Raw genomic sequence first — 22,887 nt, forward strand, 5'->3', positions numbered from 1 at the left:
GTCATGGCTTTCAAAGAAGTCTTAGAATCTGCTTCAGGTGGGGATCCTCATGCTCAAAATGCTCTCGGATATATCTATTTTCAAGGTGACGGTGTTGAAAAGGATCACGGTAAGGCCATAATCTGGTTCGATCTTTCCGCGGAACAAGGTGATGCAGAGGGTCAGTGCAATCTAGGCTTCATGTTGGCTCACGGACATGGATGCACTCAAGATTTGATACGGGCCTTTGAATTGTATAAGTTGTCAGCGGAACAGGGTTATGCAAGAGCAATGTTCAATCTTGCCAATGCGTATTCTGACGGCGCAGGTACAGACCAAGATTGGGTCGAAGCATATAATTGGTATTCCAAAGCATCCGAGAGCGGATTGATGATAGCGGACTATCGCAAAGGTGTGATGCTCGAGGAAGGAAGGGGAGTTCCTCAGGATACAAAGAAAGCCATAGAGATCTACGAAAGATGTCAAAAGGAAGGTCACGATATGTCCATGCTACGCCTTGGTAGGATGCATCTTGAAGGAAGGGGTGTAAAAGCAGATCCTGAAAAGGCCTTTAAGTTGTTTTTCAAAGCATCTGAGGCAGGGAATGCGGACGCCATGTGCGAATTAGGAAAACTCTTCGCCAATGGTAAAGGTACTGTAAGAAGTGTACCCAGTGCCAAGAAGTGGCTCACCAAGGCCGCTGTAAGAGGCAATGAAGAAGCAAAAGGCATTCTCGGTTCGTTATGAATCTTAGGAGATACCTAATGTGATCGATATATGAATCGCCAATGGTTGGATCTTGTAATATCAGTTATAGGTTTGACGATCAAAATGGCCAATATTCGTCGTATTTTTTATTGTTGCTTTTACTTTTTTCGACTGGATATTTTTCCTCATTTTTCCCAATTTTATTAGATAAAGCATCATAGACGTCGATCTTATTCATCTGGGCGAATCTAAGGGCGAAATACATAACGTCGGCAAATTCATCGCATATCTTTTCACGCATCTTTGGGTCTTTCAACATTTCCTGACTTTGTTTTTCATCTTTGAATCTGAAAAGTTCTAGAAGTTCAGATGCTTCTGTAGATATTCCGATCGCCAGGTCTTTCGGATTATGGAATTGATCCCAATCTCTTTCCTTGCAGAATTTGGCGATCATGTTCTGAAGTTCTTCGATTGTTATGTCCCTGTTGCTCATGTGTTGGGATGGATTTTTGATATTAAGTACGTTTGTAATTTTGAAAATTGTTTAATATGTATGAAGCAAGTAACGGGCATGTATCAGTATTCAAAAGAGAATTCTGTAAAAGTGATGGGATTCATCATAATGGGATTATATCTCGTCATGGTTGGATTTACAAGGATAAACGATCAACACAGTATCTTCGAAGGCAACCCTTCCTGTACAGTACCAGCATTCATTATGGGAATAATACTTGTGATCGCTGCTTTGTACCTAATATATTGTTCTAATATCCTGGTTGGTATGGTTTTTATGCTCACTGGGTTCGCAGCCATATGTCTGGGTATGAGTGATATCTCAGGTTACAATGATTCTTTCAGGGCAGTTGTTGCTATAGGTTCTTTGATCTTGATGTTCATGGCCCTTCGTTTGAAGGATCTGGATCTTTTAATTCTAAATGGATTGAACATGTTTGTTTATGTGATCGCTATGAATTCATTATCAGATATCATCCCTTCAGATCTGGTTGCGTTCATGTTGCTTGTGATCGGTTTCTTTGCGATATATATCGCATTGAAAGCATGGACACCAGTTCAAGATGAAACGTGGTGATCCATATCTTCTTGGGGGCAGAGTGAGTAAGCTGTTTGAGCATATTGTAATGCTTCGAAGAACTTACCACTCTCCTTTGCTTCATTGGATCTTCTAATCATAGATTCCACACTTATTTCCATATTGTCCTCCTTTTTAGTAAAAGGTTTGTAAATTGTTTTGGGATGCACTATATTTTCACATAGTACAGGAGAAGAGACGTGTTTAAAATATAATAACAGATTTTTGTAATATATGTAATATATGTAATTTTTATATTACTTAAAAATTGGATCAAAACAAAAAATAAAATTTGATATGGGATATTTTGTAAAGAACAGTAAGTTCTCGATTTAGGATCTCAAATAAAAAATAATATCAGTAAAAATTAATTAAAGTACCTGGGTAATTGCAGATTTAATTAATAATACATTAACAACAATAGGATTATTCGATCCCGGAGTTGAATATGTGTGTTAACATCACATTACAGATTGCTGATATTCTATTGTTTTTTGAAGTTCTTTTTGAAGACCTTCAAGTTCTTTTTCAAGGATATCTATTTCTTTTGTTATACTGGGTCTTTCAGATATATTTGCTTTGAAGTAATCGTTCTTAAGTATCTCTTTTTTTCTAGATAATTTCGATATCTTGTCTAATATGAGTTCTTTTTCTTCCCTTGCTCTTTGGATCTTTACCTTTCTGGATTCTGATCTGTTCTCTTCTTCAAGGTCCTTTTTGATTTCATTTGTTATATTTGGACCTGCTTTTAAGGTCATTATCTCTTGCATGATCCTATCGCAAGTCATCCTAGTCTCGTTGTTCATAGCTATGCATTGGTCGAGTTTTGCTTCTATGCGTCTGAGTCTTTCTAATATCTGTTCTTCGGTATTCATTTGATCGTGCAATGGTATGTGCATTCATGCTTAATGTTTGTTCTTTTTTGACTTGATTGTTTGCGCTATATCGAAAGAGAGTATTATTTGATATTTTGTCGATCTTTAGTTTGTACACGTATAACAATATTTTGTAATATTGGTAATTATTGAAATACCAGTATGTGTATCAGATATCGTGGTGTAATGTTATCCGGTTGTAAATCCAGAGTAATGATAGCGTGTGTGACGTTCGAGACTGTAATGATCACAGAACCTATTGTATCGTATCAGACCAACAGGGTACATTTGATTCACTGGGTTACCGATTTGGATGAATTTTCTAAACGACATCCAGGCGAAGATGACAAGATAAAAGAATATAGGGAAAAGATCAGCATTTATCAGCAATTCTACGACGAGGTCAAATATTCTATTGAAAATGATATTGAGAATGTTGAGATATATGAACATGTTGCAAAGGTCTTTGATTTTTCAGAGATGCTCAGGACAGTTCTTGCAATAATCGCATCCGAGAAAGATTCAGAGATATTCGTTAATATCTCTTCTGGAAGTTCCGAATTTACCGCGGCCGCGGTCATTGCATCTATGATGAATCCAGATGTGAGATCGTTCTCAGTGATAACCGATCGTTTTACGATCGATACTGCAGAAAATATCAGAAAGTCCTATTACGATAAAGACACAGGAAGACCCATAGGGCTTACAAGATCGGTTCGTGATGTCAAGGAGATCCCGAAGTATAGAATGGAGATGCCGAAAGAACATTTGGTACTTGGTCTGAGGATCCTTTCTGAAAGATTACGCAATAAACAACATACAGCAGCAAAATACATGGTATACTGTTTCAAGCATGCAGGTATATGGTTCCGTGATACTGGTAGTCCTTCACCGGATAAACCTGAGCAGGATCAGACCGAGGCCGTTTATTATCACAGAGATTACGTTACTCCTTGGTTGGACAGCGGGTGGGTCGAGAAGGACGATATAGTGAAAAATAGGTTGAAGGTATTGCCAGACGGTCAGAGGATAGTCGATACGTTCTATACATTCGATAATAAGCTCAATGGTCAGTGAGTTTTAGAAGGCTTTTTTAATGATGGTATTCGGAATTGTGGTATTTATTTGAGTTATACTAATTGTAGTGTTTGAGCTTATCTTCTTTGTTTAAATGACGTGATCATGGACAGAATTGATGTGGATGCATGTTCTAAGAACACATTAGAGGAGGACGAATATTGCATTTTGATGACTGTTTACGATATTTTGACGGATGTCAGAGATCAATTGATCAGGATCCACGGGGAATCTCCTGAAACTGTAACAATGCTAATTTCAGAGATAAGGGGGAAAATGATGGAAAAATTTGGAATGATGAGATGATAGGTCTTATGTTTCAGATCGGAATATGTTCTGTACTTTCGGTGACCTCTGTATAGTGATTAATAAGGTGTATTGCAAGCCGCGGTCATGGATCGGTTCGGTGAACAAACTCTTGCGATAGAAATACACAATTGTTCGTCTTGTAAATGGAATGTCATATATGATTGTGATCCAGAGGATGTTTCGGTCTGCATTCATATCTGCACGGGAAGCCTTCATTACAATCTAATAAATCCAGAATTATCTGTTGGTAATTGTGAAGAATGGACGCCAGACCTTAGAACCTACATGGAGATCACAGGTTATTCTGGACCGGTTCCTTACAGATACAGATATTTATATTCTAGAGATTAAACAGTATGTGTGAGATGTCGCTCCATTCTATAGAGTATTGTAAACAGGGTAAGTTTCAAATCGTAGTATATGATGGGAGGCCTCATGAGCTACAAATCTTTTATCTGTCCTGAGTGCAAAGCAGAGATAATGCTCGATGAAAGTAGGGATTTCGGATTTTGTTCTGAATGTGGAACTAAGATCCCAATAGAACACAGGTCGGAAGGAGCAAGTTATACGTACGGCGAAGCAGAAGCCAATGCTCAACAAAATGCTTCTAAAACTGTGGAATCCAAGACGTGCAATTCATCTGAGTGCAAGTCTTCTGAGGACAATTCTGTTACAGGAATATTCTTACGTTCTGTCAAGTTTTGGAAATGATCGAGATCTAATAGGATGATATCCGTTTAGAGCGATATCATTTTCAGGATCAGGCGTAGGTACATTTTGATGTTATCTGCATGCCATCCGATCGATATTTGCAGTCTTAATTATCGGTTTGAAGAATTTAGTTCCTTTTACAATTATGGTCTAAATTTTAATTTATTAAAAATTAATATTCTTTAATGAATTTATTTAGGTAATTAATGTCATATTTTTTGAATAATATTCATATTTGAATAAATTTAACAATTGATAATAAGTATTTGGAATGCATGATGAGTGTTAGAAGCAACAAAAAGTTGCATCAACAGGTGAAAAATATGTCATTATTCAAACACAAAGAAGAAACAGCAAAAGCAGAGACGACTGAGGATAGGAATGACGTTCCTAAAGGGCCTAACAACAAGAATGGCTACAGGTTCGAGACACTTCAAGTACACGTAGGACAGGAGCATCCAGATCCAGCGACTGATGCAAGGGCGGTGCCCATCTATCTTACAACTTCCTACGTCTTCAAAGATAGTAAGCAGGCCGCGGACAGATTTGCGCTCAAAGAGTTCGGAAACATCTATGGGCGTCTCACGAATACGACCCAGGGCATACTCGAGCAGAGGGTCGCTGCACTCGAAGGAGGGTCTGCAGCTTTAGCAGTGGCAACCGGTGCAGCCGGCATAACATATGCGCTAACAGCACTTGTGACCTCTGGACAGCATATTGTTGCTGCTAACAATCTTTATGGTGGAACATACAACCTCTTGGAGCATACATTCCCCAGGAATTACGGCATCTCTACCACATGGGTCGAACCTGACGCTAAGAGCATCGAGAAAGCAATAAAAGATAACACAAGAGCCATAATCGTGGAGACGTTTGGAAACCCCAACTCGAGTGTCACGGACATCGATGCGATCGCAAAGGTAGCACATAAGCACAACATCGTCCTAGTGGTCGACAACACATTCGCAACACCATATCTGTTCAGACCGCTGGAACACGGTGCAGACATTGTAGTGGAGTCCGCGACCAAATTCATAGGAGGTCACGGAACTGTACTCGGTGGAATAATAATCGAGGGTGGGAACTTCGATTGGAAGGCCAGCGGCAAATATCCTCAGTTCACGACACCTGATGCAAGCTATCACGGTCTCGTGTTCGCGGATGCACTCGGGCCTATAACGTTCGTAACATGGATAAGAGCGGTACTATTGCGTGATACTGGTTCCTCAATTTCGCCTGTGACCGCGTTCGTACTGTTGCAGGGACTCGAGACACTGTCACTTCGCGTGGACAGGCATGTGGAGAATTCACTCAAGATCGTGGAGTACCTGAGTAAGAATCCCAAGGTAGCAAGTGTGAGTCATCCTGCATTGAGCAATCATCCCTCGCATGAGCTCTATACAAAATACTTCCCCAACGGCGCGGGATCCATATTCACGTTCGAGATCAAGGGCGGAGAGAAAGAGGCAAAGAAGTTCACAGAATCTCTTCAGTTCTTCTCATTGCTTGCAAATGTGGCAGATGTTAAATCATTGGTGATCCACCCGGCCTCTACGACACATTCACAGCTGAATGCGGAGGAGCTGAAATCGCAGCACATATATCCAAGCACAGTGAGACTCTCTGTAGGTATTGAAAATGTCAACGATCTGATCAATGATCTGGAGCAGGCCTTCGGAAAGATCTGAGGCCTGAATACAGGATCATCAATGCGTGCGTTCTTCCTCCAGCGCACGCATTTTTTTTATAAATTAATATAAATTATTAGTTGAAATCAATCAAGTATGGCGTTTTAAGGACATCATAATTCTATTTGATCTTGATAAAGATCATTTGTGACTTGATTGTGATAGGATATTCTTAGCATCTGTGTTTCCTTGGGCTGCAGCGAGTTCGAAGTATTCCACGGCCTCTTCTTTATCCTGTGGTACCCCGCGTCCTTCTGAGTACATCATACCTAACCTGTATTGTGCGCGTGAGTGTCCGTTCGCAGCGGCCATTTTATACCACGTTGCGGCCTCAAGATTGTCCTTACGGACCTCAATACCGTTCTCATATATGTTGCCTAAAGCGAATTGTGCGCCAACATCTCCCAACTCAGCTCTTGCTTTATAATCTGCTGTTTTTGAAAAACGCTTGTTCTTTGGATCATTGATGTATGTATCCAGATATTCTTTGGCTTCTTTGTGGCCTCTTTTTGCTGCTGTTTCCAATAACTCTATGCCTTCCTTTCCAGATCTGAATCCTAATGTTCCCCTGTATATCAGAAGTCCTAGTCTATACATCGCCTCTGCATTCTTTTCATCGGCTGCTTTAGAATACCATTTTTCTGCAAGTTCGTATTTTTTCTGGCTCTCATATATCTCTCCGAGTTTCTCCTTTGCTTCTGTAAGATTGTGAGTCTCGGCTGCCTCTGTGAACCATCTGATCGCTCTGGACGTATCCTTTGGTATACCGTCCCCATTCATGTAGGCCATTCCAATTTTTGTTTGGGCATAGGGGTCTCCCGTATTGGCCTTTTGTAAGAGTACGGCAATGTCTCCAGCAGTGTTCATGATATCGTGGTATCCAAAGGAAGGATAAATGGGTTTCATTTACTATAATGAATAATTATATACACTAATGCCAAAAGATAGTTATATGGTAAAAGGCTAGCTCGGATGTACCACACCGGTGATATGATGAAGATGAATGATTATCAGTTGGAAACGATCGTCCGTAATCTTTCCACAATAAGAGAGAGAAGTCCCTTTTACAGGGAGAAGTTCAAGAACATCGATTTGACAAAGATAAGATCGCAAGAAGATTTCGAGACGCTTCCTTTTTCAGATAAGAACGATCTTCGTGATGCATATCCTCTCGGATTGCAGTCTGTACCAGACAAGGAAGTCGTAAGGATACATTCATCATCAGGTACGACTGGAACTCCGGTGATAATACCATACACACAGAGGGATGTGGAAGATTGGGCCATTCAATTCGAGCGTTGCTATCGCATGGCCGGTGTCACGGAAATGGACAGGGTCCACATCACACCGGGATATGGATTATGGACAGCAGGCATAGGTTTTCAACTTGGTGCAGAGAGGCTCGGTGCGATGACCATTCCGATGGGTCCAGGTAATACGGATAAACAATTGAAGATGATGGTAGATCTCCAGAGCACAGTACTTTGTGCGACCTCGTCATATGCCCTTCTCCTTTCTGAAGAGATAGAGAAACGTGGCATAAAGGATCAGATCAAACTAAAGAAAGGGGTCATAGGATCCGAACGCTGGGGAGATAAGATGAGGAATAGGATCGCTGATGAGCTGGGAGTAGAGCTGTATGACATCTACGGACTCACCGAGGTGTACGGTCCTGGCATAGGCATCAGTTGCAGTTACAAGAACGGCATTCACATGTGGGATGATTACATCTATTTCGAGATAATAGACCCTAAGACCGGCGAGGTGCTTCCAGATGGCGAAGTGGGAGAACTTGTCATAACAACTCTCAGAAAAGAGGGTGCCCCACTAATAAGGTACAGGACACACGATCTCACAAGGATAATACCTGGGGATTGTCCCTGCGGTTCCAGATTCCCAAGGATAGACATAATCACGGGTCGTACCGATGATATGATCAAAGTCAAAGGGGTCAATCTTTTCCCCGCACAATTTGAAGAGTTATTGACCAAGTTCCCCGATGCGAGCAGTGAATATCAGGTAATGATCGATCATATGGAGGGCAAGGACATACTCACTTTATTCTTTGAGACAAAGGTCGATATCGATAAGAGACCGGCTTTGGAAAAGGATATTGCGAAGGAATTCAAGGATATGGTCAATGTGACGATCAGTCCGAAGGCGGTGGGTTTGGGTGACCTTCCAAGAAGTGAGAAGAAGACCCCTCGCATATTCGATAACAGGTATTGATCTGTTTAAAACATTTTCGATTCTTATCTTATTTAGATCTAAAAGAGGTTTAGATAGATATCATCTCTTACTGCCACCTATCATGACAAGATAGGCCAGAAGAGCTTCCAGTTGTATCCTTTCATTACTGCCTTCAATGATACGGAATTCCACTTCACCGGTCTTATCCATCAATCTGACCTTTTCAGAATCGGTTATACTCAATTCGAAGAAGGTTGAATGTATCTGACGGATGATATCCTGTCCTGACAGTCCGTATATGATCATTATGTTGTCAAGCATCTCCCTGGCATGAATGAAATTTCCTGCGAGTGCTGTTTCAAGCATTTTCTTGACCTCTTCCGGATTGGCCATTCCAGTGGTCTGGTAGATCGTATCCAAGGTTATGGTGTTGCCCATAGAGGCTGCCACCTGTAATGAGTTGATGGCCCGTCTCATATCTCCTCTGGCAACATGTATGAGTCCTTCCAAGGCATCATCATTGATCTTGACGTTCTCTTTCTTGATTATCATGCTCAGATATTCCAATACATCCTCTCTCGAGAGTGGGGTGAATCTGAATACAGCGCATCTAGATTGTATGGGGTCGATGATCCTGGAAGAGTAGTTGCATGAAAGTATGAAACGGCAGATCTTGGAGTATTTCTCCATTGTTCTTCTTAGTGCTGCTTGAGCGTCAGATGTAAGTGCGTCTGCCTCGTCCATGAATATTATTTTAAACTCAGCGCTTCCAAGGGGGGCGGTCCTGGCGAACTCTTTGATCTTTCCTCTGACGACGTCAATGCCTCTTTCGTCCGATGCATTGAGTTCGATGAAGTTGCCCTTCCACTCATCCCCAAACATTTCCTTTGCCATTGCAAGCGAACATGTGGTCTTTCCCGTGCCTGCAGGGCCTGTGAACAGTAGATGGGACATGTTCTTGGATGCGACATATGCTTTGAGTCTCTCTGTCACATGCTTTTGTCCCACGACCTCGTTAAGAGTCTTGGGTCTGTATTTTTCTGTCCAAATCTCGTTAATGGGGAACACCTTCGAATGCCATAATGTATAGCGTGTTTATATTGTCATTGACATATATTTGTAAATGGTTTGGATAGTCAACAAAGAGACCAGGTCTCTCTGTTGGCTTAAGATCCGAGATTAGCCTTCGCTATTGCCTCGTCGATTTCCTTTTTCAATGAATCTGGTAGACCCTCAATGCTTCCGGCTAAGAATCCTTTGACTATCATGCCGATAGCATCATCTTCCGTCAATCCGCGGGACATAAGGTATTCTATCTGATCCCTTGCGATCTTTCCAACGGCAGCTTCGTGTGTCATCTCGACATCTGCAACATGGGCTTCCAGTTCGGGTATGGCAAGTGTGGTTCCGCCGTCCTCTAGGATAAGGCTCCTGCATTCCAGATGTGCCTTTGCACCTGATGCGTTCCCGATGAGTTTTCCGCGAGCAATCATAGATCCGCCTTTGGTTATGCTTCTGGACATCAGCTGTGCATTTGTATTCTTGGCGTTAAGGATGGCCATTCCTCCGGTATCAACGTTGGATCCCTTCTCTGCAAGGCATATGGTGTTGAATGCGCATGTCGCATTCTCACCGTTGAGATTGGCAACGGGGTAACTCTGCAAAGAACCGACCGGGTTCAAAAGTATGTAGTTGTTAGTGTAGGAAGAGTTCTTTCCCATAATTGTAGCTGTTCTGGGGCGGACACCTGTCTCTTTTCCCCAGCTGTGTATCATGGAGAACTGAAGTTTGGCATTGTCATGAATGTATATCTCTGATACACCCACATGTAATGCATCGTCGGAATGGTGAGTCGTGGAACAACCAGTGATTATCTCAAGTGATGATCCCTCTTCCATTATGATGATATTGTGGAGATTCTGGATGCTTTTGTTCTTATTGAGAAGCATGCATGTTTGAACGGGATACTTGGCGTGATAGTTCTGCTTGACGCGGATGAAATATCCATCAGAGTCCTCCAGGTAGGTCTTTGCCGTGTATTTGTCCTTCATGGGATCCATCGATTTCCACATGTAGTCCTTGACCCAATCATATTTTTTGAATGCTGCCTGGGTGGACAGCATTTCGACGCCTTCCTGTTCTTTATTGGAACAGTGGCTCATTCCATTATCGATGAATACGATGGTACCTGAGCGGTCCTCATTGTTGGTGACCCCGACGCGGGTCATGACCTCCTTGAATTCATTGGAATCTTCAATGTTTTCGATTTGTTTGGGGTCACGAGTACCTTCATCAAATCTGTTTAGGTCGATGTCCTTGCCGTAGGCTGCGGCTTTGTTCAATGCCTTTTTTACATCTTCACCATTCTGCATTTGATACACTCTCCGTAACCTTTTTCTCTAATGTCCTTAAGAATGTCCATTGGGCGTCCTTGACAGGATATTGTACCGTCTCTCATGATGTATGCTGTATCGGCGCCGATATAATCCAAGATTTGTCCTGTATGAGTGATCACAAGTGATGAGACATTCTTTTTCGCTCTTTCTACACCGCATAAGGTTGAATTATACAACAATTCGTGGACTTTCTTTCCTATCAAGCCTATGCTTTCTATGTCCACTCCCGATTCAGGTTCATCGAGCAATACGAACTCAGGTTGCTGTGCAGTCAGTTGGAGAAGTTCCGATCTTTTGATCTCTCCGCCGGAGAAACCGACGTTTATATCACGATCCATGAATTTGTCCATTCTGAATTTATCAGCGTTGTTTATGATATTCTCACAATCGCTGTTTTTGGCGGTTGCCCTCACCAGGTCACCGAGTTTCACACCAGTGACGTTAGGGGGTCTTTGCATCATCATCCCTATGCCGAGTTTTGCGCGCTCGTCAACGGGCAAATCTGTGATGTCTAAGCCTTTAAAGAAGATCTTTCCTTCGGTAATCTTTGTAGTACCATATCCCATTATCGCAGAGAGTAATGTGGATTTGCCGGAACCGTTGGGTCCGAAGAGGACGCAGGTATGTCCATCAGGGATGGTCATGTTTATACCTTTGAGGATTTCTCTGCCTCCGGCCCATACATGTAGGTTTTTGATCTCTAGCACAGTAACACCGTGTTACTCGATATGAACCGTCATTTAATAAACTATTGTAAATGTGGGTCAGTGTTGATTTACGTTATCAAAAATCTGTTAATATATGTTAATGCGTGCATAATGCTACAATTACGGATTATTAATGGTTAAAACTTTTTTGGTGTGTGGCATTTACAATACTAGATTACGAAAGCATTTAGATTTAATTAAATTGTATATATTATTCTTAGATTTTTGGGACTTTTCGTCGTCACACTAGCGTTTGTATAATACGTTTTAAAGTTTTGAACGGTTCATATCGCTGCGCATAAGAATAGATTATAACGTCTTAATTCCATCGGGGTCTTCATATGAAAGTATATGACGCCTACAAACTGGCAATCGAGACTGGTATGAAAAACGATCCACGCCCCAAGGATGAGGTTAAACTGGTACTCAACGAGGCTAAAGAAGAATATGATGGGCTTTCAGATGAAAAGAAACCCTATTACGATCAGGAAAGATTGTGGAATCCCTATGCTGATTCTCGTCTGATGTGGGGAGAGGAGGTCGCCAAGGAAACTGATGCAAAACAGTTCATGTGGGGCATCGATATTGACACATCCGAGATACTTCTTGCAGACAGATTGAGAGAAAAAGGAAAGAAAATATCTGCAGTTGTGGCACATCATCCCGTAGGAAGATCTAGAACCTGTTTTCCAGAAGTGATGTGGATGCAGACAGGAATGTACGACGATGTCAATGTACCGATAAACATTCTTGAAGGGCTTATGAAACCGAGGATGGAAGAGGTAAAGAAGAATGTCCTCGGTTCCAATTATAACAAGCCAGTAGATGCGGCAAAATTACTCGATGTCCTCATGTTCAACATACATAGCCCCGCTGATAACATGGTGCAGAAATACATGGGTAAGATGTTCAAAGATTCTGAGCCGAAATACCTGGAAGATATCATTGATAGGCTGATGAAAGAACCTGAGTTCCAAACCGCAACAAAACTTAACGATCCGCCAAGGATAATGGTGGGTAGCAAGAAGAATCACTGTGGAAAAGTGGTCAGTAAAATGACAGGTGGAACATCCGGCCCCAAGGAGCTCTATGAAAAACTGGCGATTGCAGGCGTTGGTACTGTTGTCGGAATGCATTTCCCAGATGACCATATCGAAGAGTGCAAGAAGCATAATATCAATGTCATAATCTCTGGGCATATGGCGTCCGATTCATTAGGAATAAATCTCATATGTGATGTTTGGGAAAAGAAAGGTATAGACGTCCTAGGATGTTCTGGATTTACAAGATTTAGTAGGAACTGACATGTTTGATCGTGCCTCGGCTGTGATCAAAGACAGTACAAAACTGTCATTCGAATATGTGCCAGAGACCCTTGTCCATAGGGAAGAGCAAATGAAACAGTTGGAAATGCTTTTCCGCCCCATGGTAATGGAGGGCTGCGGTTGTTCAGCATTTCTTTCGGGAGGTGTTGGTACTGGAAAGACAGCAACAGCAAAACGTTTTTGCGAGGATATGTCCAAGTACTGTGCCAGAACAGGTAAACTTATGGACTATGTGTTTGTAAATTGTAGGATAAGGAATACAGAATATGGTGTCCTTTTACATTTGGTGAGGCATTTTGATCCTGGATTTCCAGAAAGAGGATTTTCTGCAGAAGAGATGCTCAGGTCATTCCGTACACACATAGAGAACAGTGCCAGACCAATAATTGTGGTATTCGATGAGGTTGATATGCTGTTGAAGAACAACAGTAAGAACCTGGTTTATCAGATGATGAGGATGAATGATGAGTTGAAAAGATCCTCCGTCTCATTGATGATGATATCCCAGGTATCGATAGCTGAGTTATTGGACGAGGCGTCCATATCCACGTTCAAACGTGCAAATACTGTCAGGTTCGAAAGATATTCTTTAGGTGAGCTGAGGGAGATCATAGATATTAGGGCAAAGGAAGCTCTGGTTGCAAACGCTCTCGGCACCGATGAGGTTTCTTTGCTCGCTGAGATAGCTTCTCAGTATGGTGATGCCAGGTTTGCGATCGAATTGATCGAGAGGTCCGCATCTATAGCAGAATCTGAAAAGATCGGTCGGATCACAGCAGATGATATACGTACCGCTAATGCAATGATATATAGCGATGTTTCTGAGAATAAATTAAGAGATCTTGATATCAATAGGAAACTGGCTCTTCTCGCGATATCTCGTGCTATAAAATCTGAATCCTATGTCAGCATTACTTCTGCAGAGAAGACCTATGCGGTTGTATGTGAAGAATACGAGCAAGTGGCAAGAAAACATACCCAATTCTGGACATATATACAAGATATGGAACATTGTGGATTGTTGTCCACTGAAGTAAAAAGCGAGATAGAGGGCGGCAGGGTCACATACATTTCAATCCCCAATATACCGCCAAAGGAGTTGGCCAAGAAATTGGAATATCTGATGGAGATTCCACAATCTGCCGACGAATATGAGTGGTAATATGAAGTGCGATATGTGCGGTCATGATGCTGTAACGTTCATTCGTTACAACGGTTCTCATCTTTGCTCAGAGCATTTTCAGAAGTATGTTGAAAAGAGGATAAAAAAAGAGATAAGGAAGCAGATCAACGTGTATCCTGGCGATACCATCGCAGTTGCTGTTTCCGGAGGAAAGGACAGCATGGTCACCCTTCACATGATAGACTCTATTTTCAGGGAAAGAGGGGATATAAACATATGTGCCATATCGATAGATGAAGGCATAAGAGGATACAGACCTCCAAGTTTGGATATTGTAAAGGATTTTTGTGCAAAGAGAGACATCGATTGGCATGTGCGCTCTTTTTCTGAATTAGGTCTTGAAATGGACGATGTTGCTCCAGTCTCCGGAGAGAACAGTCCGTGTACATACTGTGGTGTATTCAGGCGTAAACTGATGAACGATGAGGCAAGAAATGTCGGTGCCAGATTCCTTGCCACGGGTCATAATCTAGACGACATGGCGCAATCGATAATGATGAACTTCGTTCGTGGAGATATTGAGAGATTGGCAAGGTTGGGACCTCATACGAAGGTACAGCCTGGGCTTGTTCCAAGATTTCATCCGTTGAGAATGATACCCGAGAAGGAGTCCCTATTGTACGCCTTGGTATCCGGTATACCATTCTGGGATGGAGAATGTCCATATTGGAAAGAAGCTCTAAGAAATCAATATAGGGATATTGTAGACGAGTTGGAAACAAGGTCCCCTGGTTCAAAGTTCAGCATATTGTCTTCGTACGATCAGATCCGTCCCATGCTTTCTGAAGAATACACTGCAGCAGAGCTTCATTTTTGTGGATGTGGTGAGCCAACACTCGGTGTTAGATGTAAAGCATGTGAATTGTCAGAACTGTTGATAAAGAGAATCAACGGATGATATGTTTTAACTTAGTTTGCTGGTTGGCATCAACTTTATCATTTTTCTAATACTGAAACATCGTATGAGAAATACGACATTAAAAACTCAAATTATGTCTTTGAAAGGAACTATGTCACAACATGTGCACTCTATACACATTGTATGGAAACTACGCGTGTCAAGATGATATTTTTCCATTATTCTTTTTTGAAGATTGGCTAAGTATATCACGCGTTCCGATGTGATCGGAGGTTGTTGACCTATTGCTTTTTTTAGATTCTCTTTGTTCATAGCGTTCTGTCTGAGAGCCCTTACTGTAGGAACTACGCCCATTGAACACAATTTTTCAAAGCAATCCTCTATTTCTTGGTCTGTTTCGCCCATTCCAAATATTATATTGGAACTTACTTTTCCTTTACCGAATACATTCACTGCATATTCCAATAGGACCCATATATTATCATAGTCTAATTCTGGACACACTTTGAGGAACATACTCTTGGTGGGAGCTTCCAGATTTAGTTTTATTTCTGTTGCACCAGCTTGTTTAAGCATTTCAACATGCTCTTTTGTGGATACGTAGGGTTCTACACCTATGGGCATTTTCAGGAATTCATTGCGAAGTGCAGTAATGCATGACACAAATCTATCAACCGTATCGTCCACTGAACCAGCTACACCGCTGGTCAGGGATACTGAGACTACCTTCTGTTTAGAAACAGCATCTTTCACTTTGAATACGATATCATCATCGGTCAGTCCTTTGAATGTGCTTTCATCAAGGAGTGGCGATGTGCAATAGGCACAGTGATAGATACACCTCTGGTCCAAATTGAAGAATGCTTGTTCAGGGCAATGATAGACCACGGGTTTAAGTTCGACTTTGTTCAAAAACGGTTTTCCGTTCTTGGTCATAGCGTAACTCTTGTCTTTCACGACAAGTTCGAAGTCACCCTTATCGAAGGAAATTGACTTTTTTACCCTGAATCTGTCGAATGCGAATACCAATGAACCGTATCCTGCACCAGGACCTGCGGTGGAATGGGATACTCTGAAAGGAAATTCAAAATCCTCTGGTATTTTGACCGATCCTCCAAGTATGAGTTCGGCTTTCTTTTGGATCAGATCCTCTTCCATTTCACACCATCCGCGGAATCTTCTAGTTTATATCCTGCCGCGGCAAGTTTATCCCTGACCATATCTGCAAGTTCATACTGTTTACGTGATCTGAGTTCTTTACGTAGTTCGATTAAAATATTCATCAAAGAATCGAAAGCATCATCATCTTTTTGTTCGCCTTCAGGTAATATTCCCAAGATTTCATTGAATTCTCCCATCAAAGACAGGATCTTTTCTGCATCTTTCTTGGTCAGTTTCCTCTCTCCCATGGCCTTATTGGTCGTACGTGCCAATTGGAACATTTCTTCAATAGCTGCGCGGGTATTGAAATCATCATCCATGGCATCTTTGAATCTGGCCCTGGATCCTTCGATCATATCACATATGTCGCTGTTGCCTTCGGGTCCGGTCTTTGCATAGGATTGAAGGTCTTGGTAATTATTCCACAATCTTTTGAGTGCGACCTGTGCTTCATTCAGCATGTCCTCTCCATAGACCAGGGGGCTGCTGTAATGGGTGTTTAGGAAGTAGAAACGAATCGTATACTTATCGAATTTTTCAGTCACGTCTTTAACTCTGAAGAAGTTGCCAAGGGATTTTGACATTTTTTCTTCTTTAGAATTGCTTGCACCCTTCACTTGCAACATGCCGTTATGTATCCAGTAATTAGCCAGAGGTTTTCCTGTTGCCGCTTCGGATTGCAATATCTCATTTTCATGATGGGGGAAGATAAGGTCGTTCCCTCCACCATGTATGTCTATTGTCTCACCCAGGTGATGTCTGATCATAGCTGAGCATTCAATATGCCATCCTGGCCTGCCTTCTCCCCACGGTGAGCTCCAACTGCAGTGTTCCTCAGGCTTAGCTGCTTTCCATACTGCGAAATCCAAAGGATCCTTCTTTTGTTCATCCTGTGTTATGCGTCCCGAGGATTCCATGTCTTCGATCTTTCTGTTCGAGAGTTTACCGTAATCCTGTTTTTTTCTAACTGAGAAGTACACGCTGCCATCTGGTGTTGTGTAACCGTAACCGTTCTTGATGATCCCTTGGACCATGGCGATTATATCATCCATGCTCTCGCTGGCCTTAGGATAAATATCGGCCTTTTTTATACCAAGTTTCGCGGCATCTTTGAAATATTCTTCTATGTATCTTGTAGACAGCTCGAGAGGATCGATACCTTCTTTGTTGGCTTTGATGATGATCTTATCGTCAACATCAGTGAAATTTGTTACATGAGTGACATCGTAACCTGAATATCTGAGGTATCTGGCTATCATGTCGAATACGATCATGCTTCTTGCATGGCCCATATGAATGTCATCGTATACGGTGACCCCGCACACGTACATTTTGACTTTACCAGGTTCTATCGAAATGAATTCTTCTTTTTTATTGGTCAGATTATTGTGGATCATTAAAGACATGGTTCATTCCTTCTTGAATGTGGAGTTTTTAGGTATGGATAAATCTGCAAGGTCTTGAAGATTGGATGCTTCTTGAAGTTGTTTGATAGCTTCGCGTAATGCCTCTATTTCGCATTCCAATTGTTGAACGCGGTCTGATATGTAGTCTGGTAGATCATTATGTTTTAGAGGATCGTGTTTTACTCCGTCCTTCAATATGATCTTTCCAGGCACACCGACCACAGTGCAGTTTGGTGGAACATCTTTCAGGACGACTGACCCAGCCCCAATTCTGACGTTATCACCTATCGTTATGTTACCGAGGACGGTCGCATTAGCACCACAGACGATGTTGTTTCCGAGAGTTGGATGTCTTTTTCCTTTGTTAGCAGACACACCTCCCAATGTCACTCCTTGGTAGAGTGTGACATCATTGCCGATAATGGCCGTCTCACCGATGACCACACCTGTTGCATGGTCAATGAAGAATCCTTTGCCTATTGTTGCACCAGGGTGTATGTCGCACCCTGTTAGTTGATGTGCTTTGAAATTTATTTCCCTAGCTTCCATATATTTTCCCTGAAGCCAAAGTTCGTGACTCTCTCTGTACATACATACAGCATGCAGTCCAGTATGGAATTTGATTGCATCTTCCTCATTGATGATCGCAGGGTCGCGTTCCATCACTGCTTTTAGGTCATCGGGATCTATTCTCATGCTATCAGTACGTCAATGAATACCCCGTTTATTTATCTATTTATTAAGTCAACAATGATAACATCATTGCACATCAACGATAAATACGCGATTTTAATGTGATCACACACTTTCATTGATCGAATTCTTCCGGATCATTGTTACCAAATTTCACTGCTGGGCATGGTCCGTAGCAATCCTTGCAGAATATGCATTCATCTTCATGTATGGCGACTTTGCCATCTTCGATATAAAGGGCACCTGGTTTACATCTGGCCACACATAGTCCACATCCTACACATTGTTCGGCACGGACCACAAGTTGGAATGCTTCATTCATATGTTGTTTTGCGTCATTCTCTACATAGGCCTTGGATATTATGGCTCCATCACCGTAGAATGTGACATAGTCTGCTTCCAGATAATTCTCTTCCTCGTTATGGTTTATTACCCATCCCAATGCATGTGTGAAAGGTTTTAGTTTATGAAGGTCGATTGGTCTGGACAGTGCGGCTTCTATGCTATAGCCCATAGTGCAAGGTGAGTATCCTTCCTGTATCTTTATACCGACAGGGCCGCTGATAGATTTATTTGTTTTTTTGGTCAATTCGGGCACATCCTTTCCAGTGATTCTTTTTATCTCATCGCGAATAGATTGTGGAGCGGATTTCCATCTCCACAGTCCATAATCCTTCCATTCTGCGGGAAGCTCATTTTCCTTTGTGTAGTCGTCGAGGAATTTGTCCCATTGGGGATATCTGTCTGCAGACCTTACGATATCGAATTCAGCAAGATCTGATGCAGGACATAGGAAACATCCTATTCTGTCCAGCCCTTTGGTGTACCATATGTTGTAAGGCTCTTTGCGCATGAATATGTACATCCAGATGTGCATGGCACTCCAGTTCTGTATCGGAGATGCCCCTATTTGTCCTGGTGTCCAAGGGTTTTGCCATACGCGAGGTTTAGCATTTCTTGCTTCAGATTCGTATTTCCTTTGTCCTATGAACGATAGGACGCCATTGGGGAAATTCTTGTTTATTGCAGATACCATCGGTCCTAATTTATTCGTTTTGCAGCACCATCTGAAATCCTTTGCGGGCGGACCGAATTGTACTAAGTTGCCAAAGAAAGCATCCACTGGTGCTTTTTCTTCGATCAATTTTATGTTATGTCTTTGGCAGACATCATGCACATGTTCCACGGTCTCATTGAATTCAAGTCCCGTATCTATGAACATAGCAGGTATGTCCAATCCTGCATCTATGGACAGAAGCAAGGTGGCCAGTGAATCCTTTCCTCCAGAGAAGGAGACAACAGTTGGAAGATCGTATTTCACCATTGTGTTCCGCATGAAGCCCATGGCCTCTACGATCCTTTTATCCATGACGGCTCTGTTCGCTTCAACAGCGTCATCCCATGTATGAGGGGCACCCGGTGTTATGAATTCTTCGGGTTTGTACCATCTGGTCTTTACGCCGACTCCTTTTTCTTGTTTGAGCATGTCCTCAACGGACATTTTGGCGATACCTGTAGCTATCACTTTCATATCGGGGTCTACAATTATGACCTCATCCCCGTTCTTGATATCAGGATGCGCGTCCATTATTCCTGGACCCATGAGGTTCTTGCTCTCCTGTATGAATTTTATGGCTCCTGGATCGCAGACCACATATGCTCTTTTCAATTTTCCTTCTAGACGTATTGCGCCTTGTAGGCGTATTATGAATTGCCATCCTCTGCCGACGTCATACCTCATGGTGCCGACAACACAGCCATCCACCAGTACCTCGTCCATGCGGTCTATCGCAGGAGATTTGTTTAGTATGACCAGGTGACCTTCAGGGATGACCTCTTTACCCGAGCCCTCTCCAAAAAGACCATCTATGACCCCTCTTATGTGTTGTATGTCATTATCGAATGCTGGCCTGGAATCTGCCGGTGGTGTGAGTTCCATCTCTTTTGTCCTGGACCCGCAAACGGGACATTTATCTGTCTCGAGAATAGGTAGATTGCACTCAAAACACCATCTGAGGTGATTTTTTCCAAGTCTTATAGATCCCATAATTCCATCACTGTTCTACCTGCTATAGATGAAGGAGATAAATAATTTGGTGGATTGTAAATGAGTTTGTCGCTCCGTATATACGTTAACCCAATACGATTTCACTATGATAGATGGATTTCATGCAGGAATTAATCTTGTGATGATCAACAGGCCATGTTCTATAACATTCTCATTTTGAATTGATAGATGTTAACATTTGTATATCGCTTTTGATGTCATTTTAGATTATTTAGAGTCTTATGGACAAAGTTGTAATCTGGCCGTAGGTCCATTATCGGAACGTATAAATCGTTTCGATCAGATTAAGCTACTGGCTGTGTAAAAGTTATGGTGATGGTCGAGTGAGCAGTTACCCAGTGGACGAACGTGTAAGGGACATATTAGTTGTTGTCTTGGCATGTGGTGCTGGATGCATGGATGCATTTGCCATATTGGCCTTGGGAGGGGTATTCATTTTTGCCTTGACAGGCAACACGATATTCATGGCGATATCGATAGTGGATGGTAATTACGTCAAGCTACTCACAACCCTCATTGTATTTGCTGCATTTATTCCAGGTACTCTTTTGGGTACAAAGATGTTAAAATCATCAGAACCAGGGCAGTGTTGGAATTCTCAGATGACCAAAGCCATGAGCTTGGAAGCTGGTCTAATTTTTATTTTCTTTGTTCTGCTTTATTTGCGTGGCGACAATACTGAATTTGCATCATTGGTACTTCCTATTGCCGTCAGTAGTTTCGCAATGGGCCTCCAATTCTCAATCACCAGTAGGCTGGCAGTAAAGGGAGCGATGGTCATCATGATAACAGGGATGTTGATCAAGCTCTTCAATGAAATGGTCTTTCCAGATATCAAGGAGAAAGTAGAGATACCAGAAAAAAAGGCAATCACAGGTACAAAGAGGCCATTATCTGAAAACACATCCAGGTTCTTTGGTTTAGTATGGATATCGTTCTTCGTTGGGGCTTTACTCTCTGCTCTCTTGATAAGGGTAAATTTGCTTCTTCCAGTAATTTTCATACTAGCAATGGAAATTCTGATACTCTTGTTTGTGACGGTCGGAAGGAAGAAAATGGAGTCCACCCATTAAAGTAGTAATGTAAAGACGACCAATGGGGACAATCAGGTCAACTCAAAAGTCATCTTAATGATAGAGTGAACATTGAGGATGTCGATTTCAAAGATCTGTCTGATTTATCTCTTATAAAAAGACTAAATATATTAAACGACGTGGAGGCGTGAAAGTGATCTTATGAAGACTAAGATAAAAGCTTCCAGGCGTGCGTTGGGAATGGATTATGCGATTCGTGAAGTAGTAGTCCCAGCCGATGCTGCCGAGAAAAACGGCAAGAAGCTTTACAAACTTAACATAGGTGACCCAAATAAATGGGATTTTGAGACACCCGAGTACTTCAAGAACACACTGAGAGAGGCCGTGGATAATACCGATAACGGGTATGGGGATTCCCAGGGTAACCTCAATCTCAGAGAAGCGATAGTTCAGAGAGAACGTGAGAAACACGGAGTGAAAATAACATCGAACGATGTCTATGTCACGGCCGGACTCAGCGAATGCATAAATGTGCTAATGGCAACTCTCATCGAGCCAGGAGACGAGGTGCTCGTTCCTGGGCCAGGGTATCCATCCTACGCACAGTATACGAATTTTTACGAGGGAAAGATCGTACCATATGAGCAGATCGAAAGAGAAGAATGGCGTCCAGACATCGATATGATGCGCGATCGCATTACCGATAGGACAAAAGCACTGGTGGTCATAAATCCAAATAATCCAACCGGTGCAGTTTATTCTGAAAAAGATCTGAGGGCTATCGGTGACATCGCAGCAGAATACAACATTCCCCTCATATCGGATGAGATCTACGATAAGATCGTATTCAAAGGTAATTTCTTTTCATTGTCCAGATTACCGGATGATGTTCCGAGGATAATCATGAATGGTTTTTCCAAGGTCAATCTTATGCCTGGATGGAGAGAAGGATATTGTTACTTCATGGATAAGAATGGGCTCATGGATGAGATACGTGAGGGCATGATGAAACAATTCCGCGTCAGGATTTGTCCCAATGTTCCTTGTCAGGAAGCGGCGCGGGCATCACTTCAAGGACCTCAAGATTACATAGTCGATATGAATCGCAAACTCAAGGAGAGGGCTGATTTCACATATAAGAGGTTGAATGAGATCCCAGGGATATCCACAAGAAGGGCAATGGGTGCGTTATACATGTTCCCCAAGGTAGAACTTGGTAACACCTGGAAGTCTGACAAGGATTTCGTATTCGATCTCATAAAAGAAGAAGGGGTCGTATTCGTCCATGGTTCTGGATTCTGTAAAGAATTCGGGCAGTCTCACTTCAGAACTATCTTGTTACCTCCGATGGAAACTTTGGAAGAGGCGTACGATCTCTTTGAGAAGTTCATGGTAAGACATCAATGATGGCTTGAATCTTTACGAAAA

24 protein-coding genes are annotated in these 22,887 nt (G+C 42.2%); 13 read left to right on the plus strand and 11 right to left on the minus strand.

From position 1 onward, the window contains the following. Positions 1–3: 3 nt before the first annotated feature. On the plus strand, positions 4–726 hold the full coding sequence (locus KRP56_03175) for a sel1 repeat family protein (protein ID UAL08263.1): 723 nt from the start codon (positions 4–6) through the stop codon (positions 724–726). A 79-nt stretch (positions 727–805) separates the two neighbouring features. On the opposite strand, the gene KRP56_03180 is transcribed toward KRP56_03175, so the two are convergent. Continuing rightward, positions 806–1,180 carry a nucleotide pyrophosphohydrolase gene (locus KRP56_03180; GenBank protein ID UAL08264.1) on the minus strand — a complete coding sequence of 125 codons (375 nt, stop codon included), beginning with the start codon at positions 1,178–1,180 and terminating at the stop codon, positions 806–808. Between the two features lie 60 nt (positions 1,181–1,240). On the opposite strand from KRP56_03180, the gene KRP56_03185 reads away from it, so the two are divergent. Then, complete coding sequence (locus KRP56_03185) at positions 1,241–1,777, plus strand: hypothetical protein (protein UAL08265.1); 537 nt, start codon at positions 1,241–1,243, stop codon at positions 1,775–1,777. On the opposite strand, the gene KRP56_03190 is transcribed toward KRP56_03185, so the two are convergent. Together KRP56_03190 and KRP56_03195 are read right to left on the minus strand one after the other, a co-directional pair. After that, complete coding sequence (locus tag KRP56_03190) at positions 1,759–1,899, minus strand: hypothetical protein (GenBank protein UAL08266.1); 141 nt, start codon at positions 1,897–1,899, stop codon at positions 1,759–1,761. The two genes, KRP56_03185 and KRP56_03190, sit on opposite strands and share 19 nt — an antisense overlap. Positions 1,900–2,238: 339 nt before the next feature. Continuing rightward, positions 2,239–2,676, minus strand: coding sequence for a hypothetical protein (locus KRP56_03195; protein ID UAL08267.1), 438 nt, complete (start codon positions 2,674–2,676; stop codon positions 2,239–2,241). 162 nt (positions 2,677–2,838) lie between these two features. Here KRP56_03195 and KRP56_03200 point away from each other — a divergent pair, with 162 nt between their 5' ends. The 5 genes from KRP56_03200 to KRP56_03220 all read left to right on the plus strand — a co-directional run bounded on the left by KRP56_03200 (position 2,839) and on the right by KRP56_03220 (position 6,437). Next, entirely contained in the window at positions 2,839–3,729 is an 891-nt protein-coding gene (locus KRP56_03200) for a DUF6293 family protein (GenBank protein ID UAL08268.1), read from the plus strand. A 105-nt stretch (positions 3,730–3,834) separates the two neighbouring features. Continuing rightward, the gene (locus KRP56_03205; protein ID UAL08269.1) at positions 3,835–4,035 is read left to right on the plus strand and encodes a hypothetical protein; all 201 of its coding nucleotides are present in this window, start codon (positions 3,835–3,837) and stop codon (positions 4,033–4,035) included. Positions 4,036–4,122: 87 nt separating this feature from the next. Further along, complete coding sequence (locus tag KRP56_03210; GenBank protein UAL08270.1) at positions 4,123–4,389, plus strand: hypothetical protein; 267 nt, start codon at positions 4,123–4,125, stop codon at positions 4,387–4,389. A gap of 84 nt (positions 4,390–4,473) precedes the next feature. Further along, on the plus strand, positions 4,474–4,749 hold the full coding sequence (locus tag KRP56_03215) for a hypothetical protein (GenBank protein UAL08271.1): 276 nt from the start codon (positions 4,474–4,476) through the stop codon (positions 4,747–4,749). Positions 4,750–5,072: 323 nt separating this feature from the next. Next, positions 5,073–6,437 carry an O-acetylhomoserine aminocarboxypropyltransferase/cysteine synthase gene (locus KRP56_03220; GenBank protein UAL08272.1) on the plus strand — a complete coding sequence of 455 codons (1,365 nt, stop codon included), beginning with the start codon at positions 5,073–5,075 and terminating at the stop codon, positions 6,435–6,437. Between the two features lie 141 nt (positions 6,438–6,578). Here the strand turns inward: KRP56_03220 and KRP56_03225 are convergent, their stop codons facing one another. Continuing rightward, a complete protein-coding gene (locus tag KRP56_03225) occupies positions 6,579–7,304 on the minus strand; it encodes a sel1 repeat family protein (protein ID UAL08273.1) in 726 nt (241 codons plus the stop codon). 126 nt (positions 7,305–7,430) lie between these two features. Here KRP56_03225 and KRP56_03230 point away from each other — a divergent pair, with 126 nt between their 5' ends. Next, positions 7,431–8,666, plus strand: coding sequence for a phenylacetate--CoA ligase (locus KRP56_03230; GenBank protein UAL08440.1), 1,236 nt, complete (start codon positions 7,431–7,433; stop codon positions 8,664–8,666). 60 nt (positions 8,667–8,726) lie between these two features. Here KRP56_03230 and KRP56_03235 read toward each other — a convergent pair whose 3' ends face one another. The 3 genes from KRP56_03235 to KRP56_03245 all read right to left on the minus strand — a co-directional run bounded on the left by KRP56_03235 (position 8,727) and on the right by KRP56_03245 (position 11,667). Further along, positions 8,727–9,686, minus strand: a complete 960-nt coding sequence (locus tag KRP56_03235) for a replication factor C small subunit (GenBank protein UAL08441.1) — start codon at positions 9,684–9,686, stop codon at positions 8,727–8,729. Positions 9,687–9,793: 107 nt separating this feature from the next. Next, positions 9,794–10,999, minus strand: coding sequence for a SufD family Fe-S cluster assembly protein (locus KRP56_03240; GenBank protein ID UAL08274.1), 1,206 nt, complete (start codon positions 10,997–10,999; stop codon positions 9,794–9,796). Then, positions 10,978–11,667, minus strand: a complete 690-nt coding sequence (locus KRP56_03245; GenBank protein UAL08442.1) for an ATP-binding cassette domain-containing protein — start codon at positions 11,665–11,667, stop codon at positions 10,978–10,980. The genes KRP56_03240 and KRP56_03245 overlap by 22 nt, the downstream gene beginning before the upstream one ends. A gap of 404 nt (positions 11,668–12,071) precedes the next feature. Between KRP56_03245 and KRP56_03250 the strand changes: the two genes are divergently transcribed. From KRP56_03250 to KRP56_03260, 3 genes are read left to right on the plus strand one after another with little or no spacing between them, the layout of a single operon-like run. After that, complete coding sequence (locus KRP56_03250) at positions 12,072–13,034, plus strand: hypothetical protein (protein ID UAL08275.1); 963 nt, start codon at positions 12,072–12,074, stop codon at positions 13,032–13,034. A 1-nt stretch (position 13,035) separates the two neighbouring features. Further along, positions 13,036–14,217, plus strand: a complete 1,182-nt coding sequence (locus KRP56_03255; GenBank protein UAL08276.1) for an AAA family ATPase — start codon at positions 13,036–13,038, stop codon at positions 14,215–14,217. A gap of 1 nt (position 14,218) precedes the next feature. Beyond that, complete coding sequence (locus KRP56_03260; GenBank protein UAL08277.1) at positions 14,219–15,136, plus strand: TIGR00269 family protein; 918 nt, start codon at positions 14,219–14,221, stop codon at positions 15,134–15,136. Between the two features lie 87 nt (positions 15,137–15,223). Here KRP56_03260 and KRP56_03265 read toward each other — a convergent pair whose 3' ends face one another. The 4 genes from KRP56_03265 to KRP56_03280 form a co-directional block, all read right to left on the minus strand. Next, a complete protein-coding gene (locus tag KRP56_03265) occupies positions 15,224–16,255 on the minus strand; it encodes a radical SAM protein (protein ID UAL08278.1) in 1,032 nt (343 codons plus the stop codon). Then, entirely contained in the window at positions 16,240–17,664 is a 1,425-nt protein-coding gene (gene cysS / locus KRP56_03270) for a cysteine--tRNA ligase (GenBank protein UAL08279.1), read from the minus strand. The genes KRP56_03265 and cysS overlap by 16 nt, the downstream gene beginning before the upstream one ends. A 3-nt stretch (positions 17,665–17,667) precedes the next feature. Then, complete coding sequence (gene cysE / locus KRP56_03275; GenBank protein UAL08280.1) at positions 17,668–18,360, minus strand: serine O-acetyltransferase; 693 nt, start codon at positions 18,358–18,360, stop codon at positions 17,668–17,670. Positions 18,361–18,472: 112 nt separating this feature from the next. After that, positions 18,473–20,404: a phosphoadenosine phosphosulfate reductase family protein gene (locus tag KRP56_03280; GenBank protein UAL08281.1), complete on the minus strand. Its 1,932-nt coding sequence runs from the start codon at positions 20,402–20,404 to the stop codon at positions 18,473–18,475. 344 nt (positions 20,405–20,748) lie between these two features. On the opposite strand from KRP56_03280, the gene KRP56_03285 reads away from it, so the two are divergent. Together KRP56_03285 and KRP56_03290 are read left to right on the plus strand one after the other, a co-directional pair. Continuing rightward, positions 20,749–21,498 carry a DUF1275 domain-containing protein gene (locus tag KRP56_03285; protein ID UAL08282.1) on the plus strand — a complete coding sequence of 250 codons (750 nt, stop codon included), beginning with the start codon at positions 20,749–20,751 and terminating at the stop codon, positions 21,496–21,498. 162 nt (positions 21,499–21,660) lie between these two features. Continuing rightward, positions 21,661–22,866: an aminotransferase class I/II-fold pyridoxal phosphate-dependent enzyme gene (locus KRP56_03290; protein UAL08283.1), complete on the plus strand. Its 1,206-nt coding sequence runs from the start codon at positions 21,661–21,663 to the stop codon at positions 22,864–22,866. Positions 22,867–22,887: the final 21 nt, after the last annotated feature.

This window comes from Candidatus Methanogranum gryphiswaldense (assembly GCA_019262145.1).
Classification (GTDB): Archaea; Thermoplasmatota; Thermoplasmata; order Methanomassiliicoccales; family Methanomethylophilaceae; genus Methanogranum; species Methanogranum gryphiswaldense.